Raw genomic sequence first — 13,034 nt, 5'->3', positions numbered from 1 at the left:
GGTCGTACCGCCGAAGGCTCTACCAGCACCGCGCCCGTACCAGCCACTATCAACGGCGACACCTCCTACACAACGAAATGCTGTTGTAGTACTAGGCCCTGTTCTGTAGATCACTGTGCGCCGGGCGCGGGCCTCGCTGAGCCTCCGCGCTGCGCGCGGTCCGCGCTCGGGCCGTGTCTTTCGGGGCTCTGCCCCAACCTCGGTGTGAGGGGCCCACCGGCCCCTCACACTCCCCGGCCGTTGACCGGTTTCCCGACCGGACCACGATGACGTGGCTCGACAGAGCACATGATCCGTCGCCACGGACTCGCCGATGACACCTGGGCACGGGTCCAACCCCTGCTGCCGGCCGACCCGAGCGTGGCGGCCCGAGGCGCCCCGCGCCGATAGTGTGCGGAGGATGTACGTGAAGATCTGCGGGCTGCGTGAGCCCGAGCATGTGACGGCCGCCGTCGAGGCGGGAGCCGACGCGATCGGCTACGTCCTCACCAGGAGCCCCCGGCGGATCACCCCGGCGCGGGCACGCGAGCTGGCCTCCACGGTGCCCGCGCACGTGCTGACCGTGGCGGTGTTCGCCGGAGAGACCCCCGAGGAGATCCGGGCGGCCGCGCTGGAGGCCGGGGTGCGCGCCGTCCAGCTGCACGGCGACCACCCGCATGATGACTTCACCGCGCTGAAGGACCTCGGCCTCACGCTGATCCGCGCCGGAGCCGCGGGCGCGGATCTGCGCTGCGGCGCCTTCGACGAGGACCTGCTCATCGTCGACGCGCCCAGGCCCGGTTCGGGGCAGCCGTGGGACTGGGCGGCGGTGCGCGGCCGCCCGGCGGGCCGCTGGATGCTGGCGGGCGGTCTGGACCCGTCGAACGTGGCCGAGGCGATCGCCGCCGCCCGGCCCTGGGGCGTCGACGTGTCGAGCGGCGTGGAGGTCGCGCCCGGGGTGAAGGACGCCGGCCTGATCAGAAGCTTCGTCACCGCCGCCCGCGCCGCCGGATGACCCGGCGCACCCGCTGACCGGTGGCCGCAAGTCGGTGACCAGTGAGATCCAAGTGACGGCGTCTACCCTTCGGGCCCGTGATTTCCAATGTAAGAAATATGATCGCGATTCTCGCGATGGGAGCCGCGATCGGTGGTGTCGCGGTGGCCACCCCGGCCGCCGCGGCTTCCGGTCCGGTTACGGTGTCGGCCGCCAAGGCGTCACCGGCGCGCTACAACGGTGACTGCCCGGTGAACGTCAGCTTCGCGGCGGTGGTCAAGGGCCGCCCCGGCACCAAGATCAAATATCGCTGGCTGCGGGGGGACGGTGCCGCGGGAGCCGTACGGACGGCCGTGCTGACCGGCCGGGTCACGCTCTGGGACCGGCGCACGTTCACCACCGACACCAGAAGCTGGCAGGCGCTGCAGATTCTCGGCACGCGGGGCAGGACGTCGAAGAAGGCCCGTTTCCAGGTGAGTTGCCAGGGATCGGTCACCGTCCAGCCGGATCCCGCCTCGACGGTCCGGCCCACCTCGCCGGCCTCGCCCTCGCCCACCCGGACGCCGAGCGCGCCGCCGGCGACCCCGGTCCCGAACGAGACTCCGAGGCCGACGACCTCGGGGACGCCCACCGCCCCGCAGGTCACCGCGTCGGCGACGGTGACCGGGATAAATCGAGGGGACTACGAGGGGCCCTGCTGGACCCCGTTCTACTGGAACACCACGGGCACCCTCAAGGTGTCGCGGGTCCCGGCGACCGTGAAGTACCGGTGGATCGACAGCAACGGCTGGAAGTCGCAGGAGCAGACCCGCGAGTTCGCCCGGGACGGCGCGACCGAGGTCCCGGTCAACTACGAGGAGCGGGTGGCCTTCGACACCCGTTCGGGCTGGCGGGCCATCGAGATCCTCTCCCCGGCCGGGTCCGCGGTCTCCAACAAGTTCCCCTACGCCATCAAGTGCACCGACGCGACCGACGCCACCGTCACGGTGACGGCGCTCCGTCCGAACTACCGGGGCCCCTGCCCGCCCGCGGACAGTGACGAGGGCGCGGCGGACCTGCCGTTCTCCGTCAGGTTCGAGGCGGAGAAGAAGCCGGCGATCGTCAAGTTCCGGCGGATCTGGAACGGGGTCCCGGGGCCGGTGGAAGAGGTCAGGCTCAACGAGATGCACCGGAGCTTCACCGCGCACAGGCCCATCACCGGGGGAGGCGTCGTCTCCCTGGCGATCGAGGTCAACGGGGTCAGGTCGGACGTGGCGACCTCCACGGTGACCTGCGAGGGCGGCACGCCGCCGACGGCGGACGCGCAGGTCGAGTCGGTCAAGGTGGCCAAGGAGTCGTTGTATCTCTACTACTGCGGCTGGAATGCGGACTACCGCCAGTACCTGTCCGGTGACATCACCGCGAAGGGGCCCGGCCGGGTGCCCTACCGGTGGGTCCTCGACTTCGGCTCCTACACGCGGACGTCGGCGGTGCGCACCGCCTTCTTCCACGACCAGGGCCCCCGGACCGAGTACGCGGTGCTGGGGATGCAGCCGACCTACAACACCAGCGCGTCCGTATGGCTGGAGCTGTTCCCGGGCACCCCGCAGGCGGTCACGTCGAACGTGGGGCACTACAAGGCCTCCTGCCGCCTCTGAGCGAGGATCGCGGCTGACGCGAGGGCCCGCGCCGCCACCGGTGCGGGCCCTCATCCGAATCGGTGACCTGCTGGGTCCAGGTGCCGCTCAGCAGCCCGTAGGAGAGCACTCCGTAGGCGGTGACCGCGATGCCCGGCTCCCGGCAGGCGTCCAGGACACCGCCCTCGATGCCGCGGCTGAACAGGGAGTATTCGATCTGCAGGTCGGTGATCGGGTGGACGGCCCGTTGCCAGATCAAGATCAAAGACTGTGGAGAGAAGGATGCGGGCGATCCCCGATCCGTCCCCAGGATCTGCTCTCCCGCGCCGGCGCTCCGCCCCGATCGGGCCGTGCCTGGCCGGATGTGGACCTGGCCCGCTCCGCTCCGCCGCTGATATACAGCCGTGGGGATCAAGGGGGTATCACGGGATGAACAGGCGGTGGCTCCTCGCGCTGGCCGTCACGATAGTGGCGGTCGTCGCTGTCGGAGCGTACGGGCTGGTGACCATACCGGACGCAGTGGGGGCCTCGCCGCCCCGGCGGCCGGGGCTCGCCGAGGGGAGGGCCGGGCGGCCGTCGTCCCTGACGCCCACCCCCGCCGCGCCGCTCACCTCGGCGCCCCCTCCCGCCGCCGTGCCGTCCACCCTGCCGTCCACCCTGCCGCCCGTTCCCCCTCTCGTGCCGTCGGTCCCGCCCACGTCCGCTCCGGCGCCGCCTCCGCCGGACGGTCCCGGACCGGCCGCGGCGAGATACTTCGCCGCCTGGCAGGCCGGCGACTTCCCCTCGATGAGCGGCCTGGTCGCCGATCCGCCGGCCGACTTCGCCGAGCGGCACCGGCGTTTCGACGCCGAGCTGCGGGTCGCGTCGCTGTCCATCGCCCCCGGCGAGCTGCGCCGCCAGGGCGGGGAGGCGGCCGAGGTCGCCTTCCGGGGGGTGCGGGAGGTGACAGGGCTGGGCCGGTGGGAGTTCTCCGCGGTCCTGCGCCTGGCGCTGCGCTCCGGCGCGTGGAAGGTGCTCTGGACGTCCGAGACGCTGCACCCCTCCCTCAAGAACGGCGGGAGCCTGCGGCTCCGGGAGAGCAGGGTCCGCCGTCCGGCCGTGCTCACCCGCGAGGGGCTGCCGTTCCCCCGCGACAGCAGGGTGGGCGACTACGTCACCGGCCTGGACGACACGGCGGCCGTCCTGGTGCTGGAGGAGGCCCCCTCGGGCCGGGTGCTGCTGGCCTCCCCGGCCCCGCCACCCACGGAGGCGCGGAGCACGATCTCCCAGCCCGTGCAGGCCGCCGCCGCCCGGGCCCTGGACGGGCTGGGAAGTCCGGCCGCGATCGTGGCCCTCGACCTCCAGACCGCCCAGGTCCGGGCGGTGGCGGACACTCTGGGCGGCAAGCGGGCCTTCAACGGCCTCTACCCGCCCGGCTCGACGTTCAAGGTGGTGACCGCCGCCGCGCTGCTCGGCACCGGGCTGACCCCGGACTCGCCGGTCACCTGCCCGGCCTCCTACACCATCCCGAACGCCAGGAGCTTCACCAACGACGACCGCGCCGATCACGGGACGGTGTCCCTCGCCACGGCTTTCGCGCTCTCCTGCAACACCACCTTCGTCCAGCAGACCTACGACCGGCTGCGCGACGACCGGCTGCGCGCCGAGGCCGCCGACCGGTTCGGATTCCGGGAGAAGCCCGGCCTGAGCTTCTGCCGGATCCGGCCGTCCGGGGACCTGAACGAGCTGGGCTCCGACGCCATCGGCCAGAACTCGGTACAGGCCAGCCCGCTCTGCATGGCCGAGGTCGCCGCGGCGGTCGCGAGCGGCGTCTGGAGACCGGCGGTCATGACCGCCGAGCCCTCCGCCGACCTGCCGGCACCGGTGCCGCTGGACGGAGGCGTGGTCGCCGGCCTGCGCACGATGATGGACGCCGTGGTCACCCAGGGCACGGCCGCCCAGGCCGGCCTCCCGCCGGGCACCGCCGGCAAGACGGGCACCGCGGAGGTCGGCGGCGCGCAGGCCCACGCCTGGTTCATCGGCTACCGCGACTCCCTGGCCTTCGCGGTGTTCGTACAGAACGGCGGCAGCGGCGGCAGGGTGGCGGCGCCGATCGCCGCGAGGTTCCTCCAGGCGCTGTAGCGCCGACCGGAGCCTCGCGGCGATCGGGATCCGTGCCCCTCGGAACCCGGGCCGGCCGTAATCCCGTGCTGCTCGGGATCCGCGCCGGCCGTAGTCCCGTGCTGCTCGGGATCCGGCTGCTCGGAACCCGGGCCGGCCGCGACTACGGCGGGGCGCTGCCCGCGGCGGGGCGCTCAGGGGCGCAGTGCCGCGAGCTGCTGCTCGAACGGGATGACGGCGTCCACCCGCCCGGTGCCGGTCTGTCCGCTGTCGGTCCGCCCGGTGGTCGCCGGCCGGCGCAGCATCAGGTCGGCCAGTTCCCCGGCCGCACGGGTGATGCGGGCGGCGAGGTCGTCGGTGCGCGTGTCCCCGCCCGTGCCCCAGTCCTCGGAGGCGGCGTAGACGGCGGTGGGCACGACGATCGCGCGCAGGTAGACGAAGAGCGGGCGCAGGGCGTGCTCAAGGGCGAGGGAGTGCCGCGCCGTGCCGCCGGTCGCCGCGACGAGCACGGGCTTGCCGACGAGCGCGGTGTTGTCGATCACGTCGAAGAACGACTTGAACAGGCCGCTGTAGGAGGCGGTGAAGATCGGCGTCACGGCGATGAGGCCGTCCGCCTCCGTCACCGCCTCGATCGCTTCACGCAGCGCGGCGCCGGGGAACCCGGTCACCATGTTGTTGGCGATGTCGGTGGCGAGGTCGCGCAGTTCGACCACGCGCACCTCGGCCGCGCGCTCCTCCGCCAGGTGCCGCCCGGCCGCCTCGGCCAGGCGGTCGGCCAGCAGCCGCGTCGACGAGGGCTGGCTGAGGCCGGCCGAGACCGCCACGAGCTTCAGGGGCTTCATCTACTCTCCTTCATGGTGCGCGCGGGTCCCACCGGGCGCGCGGGGTGCGAGCGTGGGCCGGTCAGGCCGGGGAGCCGGCGGGGACGGACGGCTCCCCGGCCGCCTCGGCGGCGCGGCGGGCGACGAGGGCCGCGTGGGTGGGGCCGTCCGGCACCTGGGCCGGGCGCCCGGCCGCGAACTCCTTGCGGAGCACGGGCACGACCTCCTCGCCGAGGATGTCGAGCTGCTCCAGCACGGTCTTCAGCGGCAGGCCGGCGTGGTCCATCAGGAACAGCTGGCGCTGGTAGTCGCCGAAGGAGTCCCGGAAGGTGAGGGTCCTGTCGATGACCTGCTGCGGGCTGCCCACCGTGAGCGGCGTCTGGTCGGTGAACTCCTCCAGCGAGGGGCCGTGGCCGTAGACGGGCGCGTTGTCGAAGTAGGGACGGAACTCGCGCACGGCGTCCTGGGAGTTCTTCCGCATGAACACCTGGCCGCCGAGCCCGACGATGGCCTGCTCCGGCGTGCCGTGCCCGTAGTGGGCGAAGCGCTCGCGGTAGAGCTCGATCAGGCGGATGAAGTGTTCCTTGGGCCAGAAGATGTTGTTGGCGAAGAATCCGTCGCCGTAGTAGGCGGCCTGCTCGGCGATCTCGGGGCTGCGGATCGAGCCGTGCCAGACGAACGGCGGCACCCCGTCCAGCGGGCGGGGGGTCGAGGTGAAGGACTGCAGGGGAGTGCGGAAGCGGCCTTCCCAGTCCACCACGTCCTCGCGCCACAGCCGGTGCAGCAGCGCGTAGTTCTCGATCGCCAGCGGGATGCCCTGGCGGATGTCCTGCCCGAACCAGGGGTAGACCGGCCCGGTGTTGCCGCGGCCCATCATCAGGTCGACGCGCCCGCCGGCCAGGTGCTGGAGCATCGCGTAGTCTTCGGCGATCTTGACCGGGTCGTTGGTGGTGATCAGGGTCGTGGAGGTGGAGAGGATGAGCCGCTCGGTCCGGGCCGCGATGTAGCCGAGCATGGTCGTCGGCGACGACGGCACGAAGGGCGGGTTGTGGTGCTCGCCGGTGGCGAAGACGTCCAGCCCGACCTCTTCCGCCTTGAGCGCGATGGTGACCATCGCCTTGATCCGCTCGTGCTCGGTCGGCGTCCGGCCGGTGGTGGGGTCTGTGGTGACATCGCCCACGGTGAAGATCCCGAACTGCATCGTTCCCACCTTCCTCATGTCATTTAACTTTCAACTACCCTCAACACCGTGACGGCCGGATTATTCCTGACCTTCGGCCCCGTGTCCGCATCGCCCGATCCCACCTCCCGCGGGGCCCGCGGGAGGTGGGGACGGGCCGGATGGTGAGGGTGGGCCGGGCGAGGGCGATGAGCTGGACGGGAGCGCTGAGCCGGGCGGGGCGCCGCCGGGCGCGAGCACAAATCCGATAATGACATGGCCATTTTGGCGGGAAGATTTTTTTCGCCGGAACAAACGCGCTTCCACCTCGTGTGCAATTAAATCTCCAACCTTTTACAAGAACCGTCGGCCAATCTCTTGTCCAGCCGGAGACAGCCACGACGGACCGGGGGTGAGCGCACGTGAGAACGTATTCGACGGACCCGGCCATCCTGCGCGACATCGTGACCGCCGAGCTCGGACGCGCCGGCGCGCAGGGCTGGTCGGTCGCCGAGGACGCCCTCTGGTGCAAGGTCGCGCCGGACCCCTGCGCCCTCCCTGACCAGGGATGGAAGCTGCACGTCTCGGCGACGATGCTCTCCGCCCCCGTGGTCCTCTCCCGTGTCTCGCGGGTGCTGGTCGAGGCCGGCTGCGCCTTCAAGTTCCCCGCCCGGCTGGGCGACTACTGGAAATTCCTCGAACCGCACTGCAGCCGTGCGCAGGCCGGGAAGTTCGTCACCGTCTATCCGTGCGACGACGCGGAATCGGTGCGTCTGGCCGCCGTTCTCGACGAGGCCACCCGGGGCCTTCCCGGGCCCGTGATCCTCTCAGACCGTCCTTACCGGCCGGGCGGGATCGTGCATTATCGCTACGGCGCTTTCGGCGGGCACCGGGTGCTCGGCAACGACGGTTTCTACGAGATCCGGCTGCGCTCGCCGGAGGGCCGGCTCGTCCTCGACGAGCGGCGGCCGCGTTTCTCCCCGCCGCCGTTCGCGATCTGCCCGTTCGACGATCCCGCGCCGGAGCGGCGCCCCGGGGCGGCCGCGGTCATGCTGAACGGCCGTTTCGTCGTCCGCCGGGCCGTACGGCATGCCAACCGGGGCGGGGTGTATCTCGCCGAGGACACCAAGACCGGGCGTGAGGTGGTCGTCAAGGAGGGCCGCCCGCACGCCTGCGCCGACCTGCGCGGCAAGGACGCCCGGGACCGGATGGCGGCGGAGCGTTCCTGCCTGGAGGAGCTCGCGGGGACCGGAGCGGTGCCCGCCGTGGTGGACTTCTTCGAGCAGGGCGGGCATGTCTTCCTCGTCGAGGAGTCCGTGCCGGGGATCACGCTGCAGCGCTGGTCCGACGGGAACACCGGGCCGCTGGGCGACGACGGGTTCGGCAACGGGGCGGCGGACGTGCTGCCCGTCGTCGGGGGACTGGTCGGGCTGCTGAAGGCGGTGCACGGCCGCGGCCACGTGTTCGGGGACCTGTCGCCGGGCAACGTGATGCTGCTGCCCGACGGCGGGCTCCGGCTCATCGACCTGGAGCACGCGGCCGTGCCGGGCGCCACGGTCATGGTGGCCGGGACCCCGGGTTATCTCGCGCCGGAGCTGGCCGACCACGTCGGGCAGCCCCGGCCCGCGCCGGACGGCAGCGCCGACCTCTACAGCCTCGGCGCGATGGCGTACTTCCTGGCGGTCGGCGCCCACCTGGACCCGCCGGGCCTCGGCCGGGTCGCGGCGGTGGCCGCCGCCAACCCCACACTGGCCCTGCTGCGGCCGCTGACGGAGGGGCTGCTGGCGGCGGAGCCGGAACGGCGCTGGCCGCTGGAGCGGTGCGAGCGCTTCCTCGCCGCGCTCGCTTCCGAGCGGTCGGGTTCCGTGTCCGTGCCTGAGCCGGCCGTCGTTTCCGAGCTGTCGAGCTCCGTGTCCGTCCTTGAGGCGGCCGTCGTTTCCGAGCGGTCGGGTTCGGTGCCCGTCCCCGCGCGCTCCGGCCCCCCACGCACCTCCGGACGCCTCCCCGAGCAGGGCGTGGCCCGGCCGCCCAGCCGGATCGACCGGCTGATCGACGACGGGATCGCGCACCTGGTGGAGGCGGTGGACACGCGCGACGGCGGCCTGCTGTCGCAGCCGGACGTCTCCGGCGGGGCCGAGCCGGACCCGTGTTCGGTACACGGTGGCGCGGCGGGCATCCTCGCCGTCCTGACGTCGGCCATGCCCGCGCCTGAGGCGGCCGGCGCGGTCGCCGGGCTCGCCCACCGGCTGCTGCGGCGGCTGGAGGAGGAGGACGTCTGGCGGCCCGGCCTCTACTTCGGACGCTCCGGCGCGGTGTGGGCGCTGTACGACGCCGCGACGGCCCTCGGCGACGCCGGGCTGGCCCGGTCCGCGGTGCGGGCGGCGAGTCTGCTGCCGACCGACCATCCCAGCCCGGACGTGACGCACGGGCTGGCCGGATGCGGCATGGCGGTCCTGCGCGTCGCGCTGCGATCGGGTGATCCGGCGCTGCGGGAACAGGCCGCCGAGACGTTCCGGAACCTGCACGGCGCCCGGTCGTATCTGGACGGGCACCCACAGTGGCCGACGCCGGAGACGTTCGACTCCGGCCTCGCCGGAGCCAACCACTTCGGCTACGCCCACGGCATCGCCGGGATCGGGACCGCGCTGCTGCACGCCGGCCGGACCCTGGACCGGCCGGACTGGACGGCGACCGCGCACGAGATCGCCCGTGCCCTCTACGCGCACGCGGACGTCGACGGGGACACCGCCTGGTGGCCGACCTTACGCGGCGATCTGGAGACGGTCCGCCCGCGCCGGCCGTACTGGTGCAACGGATCCTCCGGGATCGGCTCGTTCCTGGTGAGGCACTGGCACGCCACCGGTGACCCGCTCGCCCTGGAGCTCGCGCGCGGGGCGGCGACGGCCGTGCACCGCACCCGGTGGCAGTCGGGCCCGGTGCCGTGCCACGGGCTGTCCGGCGACGGCGAGTTCCTGCTCGACATGGCCGACCTCACCGGTGAGGACCGCTACCACCGGTGGGCGCTGGACCTGGCCGCCTGCCTGGAGACCAGGGCGGTCGACCGGTCCGGCCGGCTGCTGGTCCCCGACCACGACGGCGGCTCGGCGCCGACCTTCCTCGGAGGTACGGCGGGCACCGTCGCCTTCCTCCTCCGGCTGCGCCACCGGCATCCCCGGCTGTGGATGCCCGGCGACGCCCCCAATGCTCGCCGTCTGCGACGGGACGGCGATGAAGGAAAGAGCGGGCCGTAAAGAGGCGGCCCCGTGATGCACAGGAGGGAAAGACCATGTCCTTCGATGTTGAGGACCTGCAGGCTCTTCAGGAGATCGAGCCGGCCGCCAACGAGGCGCTCCGGCTGACCCACTGCATCAAGCACTTCGGTTGCACCGACAACTGAGGTGACCGGCGACTGACGTGAAGGCCCCGCCCGCCCGGAGACGGGCGGGCGGGGCTCTGTTCGATCACCAGGCAAGGACACAGGCAAGGACAGGTGCGGCCGTGCGCGATCGTCCCCCCTCCGCTCCGGAGACCTCTCCCGTCCCGGGGACCCGGCGCAGGGTCGTGCGGCTGTTCACCCCCTACAGAGCCGCGATCTGCGCCGTCGTCGTGCTCATCGCGGCCTACTCCGCCCTGAACGCCGCCGTCCCGCTGCTGACCCGGGAGGTCTTCGACCGGGCGCTGTTCGGACCGGGCGGCCCCGACCTGCCGCTGCTCGCCCTGATCGCCGGGCTGGCCGCGGCCGTCGCCTGCGCGGTGGGCGTGGTGGACCTCGGGCAGACGTGGCTGTCGGCCCGCGTCGCGCAGCGCGTGGTGCACAGGCTCCGTACGGAGATGTTCGGCCGCCTCCAGCGCATGCCGCTGTCCTTCTTCGCCACCGAGCGGGGCGGCGAGATCCAGTCGCGGCTGGCCGGCGACACCGCGCAGATCGAGTACGCCGTCAAGGACACCCTGCCCGGCATGCTCTCCGGCGTCACCGGATCCGTGGTCGCGGCCGGGGCGATGGCCGCCCTGTCACCGGCGCTCGCGGGCGTCGCCCTGGTCCTCGCACCGCTCGTCCTCCTGGTGGCCTCCCGGTCGGGGCGGGCGCTCGAGAACCTGTCGGCCGTCAGCCAGCGCGCCCGGGCGGAGCTGTCCTCCATCGTCGCCGAGCGCCTGTCCCTGGGCGGTGTCACCCTGGCCAGGGTCCACGGCAGGCGTGACGACGAGGCCGCCGGGTTCGCCGCGGAGAGTGAGCGGCTGGCGCGGCTCGGGGTGCGCGCCGGGATGGTGGCCCAGTGGGTGATGAGCGTGGGGCACGTCTTCTTCGTGCTGACCCCCTATCTGGTGTTCGTGGCGGCCGGGCTGACCGACGGGATCACCCCGGGCACGCTGGCCGCCTTCACCGTGCTGCAGGCAAGGCTCTACCAGCCCCTGTGGCAGATCCTGCACGTCGTCACCGAGTTCCGCTCCGCCCTGGGCGCCTTCGAGCGGGTCTTCGGCTACCTCGACCTCCGTCCCGAGCCGGAGCCGGAGCCGGAGCCCGGACCGGGGCCGCGGCGGAGCCCCGTCTCCGGCCCCGGCGCGCTCGCCGTCCGCGGGGCCGGTTTCCGCTACCCGGGCGCGGCCGAGGAGGACCGCCCCGCCCTGTACGGCGTGAGCCTCGGCATCCCCGCCGCCTCCGCCACGCTGGTCGTCGGCCCGAGCGGCTCGGGCAAGACGACGCTCGGCCACCTGATCGCCGGGCTGCACCCGCCCACCGAGGGCTCGGTGGCGATCGACGGCGAGGAGATCAGGGCGCCGCTGCCGGGGCGGATCTGCATCGCCACCCAGGACCCCTTCCTCCTGCAGGGGTCGGTCGCCGACAACCTCAGATACGCCGCTCCCGGCGCCGCGATGGACGACCTCGTGCGCGTGTGCCGGATCACCCGGATCCACGAGCGGATCACCGCGCTCCCGGACGGCTACGACTCGCTCGTGGGCGAGCGGGGGGCGCTGCTGTCCGGCGGCGAGCGGCAGCGCGTCGCCCTGGCCCGCGCGCTCCTGGCCGACACGCCCGTGCTCGTGCTGGACGAGGCGACCTCCGCCCTCGACCCGCTGACCGAGTCGGAGGTCGTCGAGGCGGTGCTGGCCGAACGGGCGGGGCGGACCACCGTGATGATCACTCACAGGTTCGGCGTGCTCGAGTCCTTCGACACCGTCGTGGCCCTGGACGGCGGCCGGGTGGTGGAGCACGGCACCCGCCTGGACCTGCTCGGCGACCGGCGCGGGCTGTATTCGCGGATGGTCCGGGCGCAGACCGGCGCCTGATCCGCCGGGGGAGGTCGCCCCGGTCCGTCACGGTGACCCGCCGGGGTCGCCCCGAGCCGTCACGGTGACCTGCCGGAGGAGGCCGCCCGACCCGTCGCGGTGACCCGCCGGGGCCGGCCGCCGCCCGGCGTGCCCGGGGCCCGGCCGGGCGCTCCGGCGTCCCTAGACCCCGGAGGGTGTGCGGCTCACGGGCCACCCCTCGGCGCGCGCGAGTCCCGCGTAGCGGGCGGCGTCGCGGACCGCGGCGCCGCCCGGATCGTTGTTGAAGTACACGTACACCTCGCAGCGCTCGTCCCACGTCCCGCCCAGCCGGCGCAGCCAGGAACGGAAGGCGCCGTCGCCGTAGGCCGGCCAGGGATCGGCGGCGCCCTCGTGGAAGCGCAGGTAACCCCAGTCGGCGGTCCGCCACAGCGGTGTCAGCGGACGGCCGAGGCGGTCGGCCCAGCACAGGGCCGCGCCGTGCGCCGACAGCACCTCACGGACGGCGTCGCTCCACCAGGACGCGTGCCGCGGCTCGACGGCGACCCGCACGTGGGCGGGGAAGCAGTCCAGGCAGGCGCCGAGCAGTCCGGGATCGGCGGTCAGCGTCGGCGGGAGCTGCAGCAGGACCGGCCCGAGCTTGGCACCCAGGCCGCCGGCCGCCCCCATCAGGCGTCCGACCGGCTCCTCGGGATCCCTCAGCCGTTTGACGTGAGTGAGGAAGCGGCTCGCCTTGACGGCCATGACGAACGTGTCAGGGGTGCGGTCCTTCCAGCTCTCGAAGGTCTGGCGGGCCGGCAGCCGGTAGAAGGTGTTGTTGTTCTCGACGGTCTCGAAGCACTCGCCGTACCGCTCCAGCCACAGACGCTGGGGCACACCGGGTGGGTACAGCACCCCGCGCCAGTCGGTGTACTGCCAGCCGGAGGTCCCCACCCGCATCATGAGGGTTCAGCCCCGTCGATCCCCGCCCGCTCCACGGTCGAGTCCTGCCCGCCGCCGCGGGAGCCACACCGGCGGGGGCGGTGCCCGCCTCCGCCGCAAGGCGTTCGATACTACTCAGACAGCCGGCTCGGACAGCCGGCGCGGTGGTGAGACGGATC

At 73.1% G+C, this 13,034-nt stretch carries 9 protein-coding genes; 5 read left to right on the top strand and 4 right to left on the bottom strand.

What is annotated here, in order from left to right; genetic code table 11:
* Positions 1–400: 400 nt before the first annotated feature.
* Both ACZ6R6_RS32370 and ACZ6R6_RS32365 read left to right on the top strand, forming a co-directional pair.
* On the top strand, positions 401–994 hold the full coding sequence (locus ACZ6R6_RS32370; RefSeq protein ID WP_470099775.1) for a phosphoribosylanthranilate isomerase: 594 nt from the start codon (positions 401–403) through the stop codon (positions 992–994).
* A 98-nt stretch (positions 995–1,092) separates the two neighbouring features.
* Entirely contained in the window at positions 1,093–2,610 is a 1,518-nt protein-coding gene (locus tag ACZ6R6_RS32365) for a hypothetical protein (RefSeq protein WP_470099773.1), read from the top strand.
* Here ACZ6R6_RS32365 and ACZ6R6_RS32360 read toward each other — a convergent pair.
* On the bottom strand, positions 2,567–2,848 hold the full coding sequence (locus ACZ6R6_RS32360) for an aldo/keto reductase (RefSeq protein WP_470099771.1): 282 nt from the start codon (positions 2,846–2,848) through the stop codon (positions 2,567–2,569). The two genes, ACZ6R6_RS32365 and ACZ6R6_RS32360, sit on opposite strands and share 44 nt — an antisense overlap.
* A gap of 170 nt (positions 2,849–3,018) precedes the next feature.
* On the opposite strand from ACZ6R6_RS32360, the gene ACZ6R6_RS32355 reads away from it, so the two are divergent.
* Complete coding sequence (locus tag ACZ6R6_RS32355; RefSeq protein WP_470099769.1) at positions 3,019–4,710, top strand: penicillin-binding transpeptidase domain-containing protein; 1,692 nt, start codon at positions 3,019–3,021, stop codon at positions 4,708–4,710.
* A 173-nt stretch (positions 4,711–4,883) separates the two neighbouring features.
* Here ACZ6R6_RS32355 and ACZ6R6_RS32350 read toward each other — a convergent pair whose 3' ends face one another.
* Both ACZ6R6_RS32350 and ACZ6R6_RS32345 read right to left on the bottom strand, forming a co-directional pair.
* Positions 4,884–5,531, bottom strand: a complete 648-nt coding sequence (locus tag ACZ6R6_RS32350) for an FMN reductase (RefSeq protein ID WP_470099767.1) — start codon at positions 5,529–5,531, stop codon at positions 4,884–4,886.
* Between the two features lie 61 nt (positions 5,532–5,592).
* A complete protein-coding gene (locus ACZ6R6_RS32345; protein ID WP_470099765.1) occupies positions 5,593–6,711 on the bottom strand; it encodes an LLM class flavin-dependent oxidoreductase in 1,119 nt (372 codons plus the stop codon).
* A gap of 380 nt (positions 6,712–7,091) precedes the next feature.
* Between ACZ6R6_RS32345 and lanL the strand changes: the two genes are divergently transcribed.
* The gene (gene lanL, locus ACZ6R6_RS32340; RefSeq protein ID WP_470099763.1) at positions 7,092–9,920 is read left to right on the top strand and encodes a class IV lanthionine synthetase LanL; all 2,829 of its coding nucleotides are present in this window, start codon (positions 7,092–7,094) and stop codon (positions 9,918–9,920) included.
* A 247-nt stretch (positions 9,921–10,167) separates the two neighbouring features.
* Entirely contained in the window at positions 10,168–11,955 is a 1,788-nt protein-coding gene (locus ACZ6R6_RS32335) for an ABC transporter ATP-binding protein (RefSeq protein ID WP_470099761.1), read from the top strand.
* 162 nt (positions 11,956–12,117) lie between these two features.
* Here ACZ6R6_RS32335 and ACZ6R6_RS32330 read toward each other — a convergent pair whose 3' ends face one another.
* Entirely contained in the window at positions 12,118–12,876 is a 759-nt protein-coding gene (locus tag ACZ6R6_RS32330; RefSeq protein WP_470099759.1) for a DUF72 domain-containing protein, read from the bottom strand.
* Positions 12,877–13,034: the final 158 nt, after the last annotated feature.

The organism is Streptosporangium sp. NPDC048886, assembly GCF_055586905.1.
The sequence above is the reverse complement of the archived record's forward strand: the minus strand, read 5'-3'. Positions and strand labels throughout refer to the sequence as shown.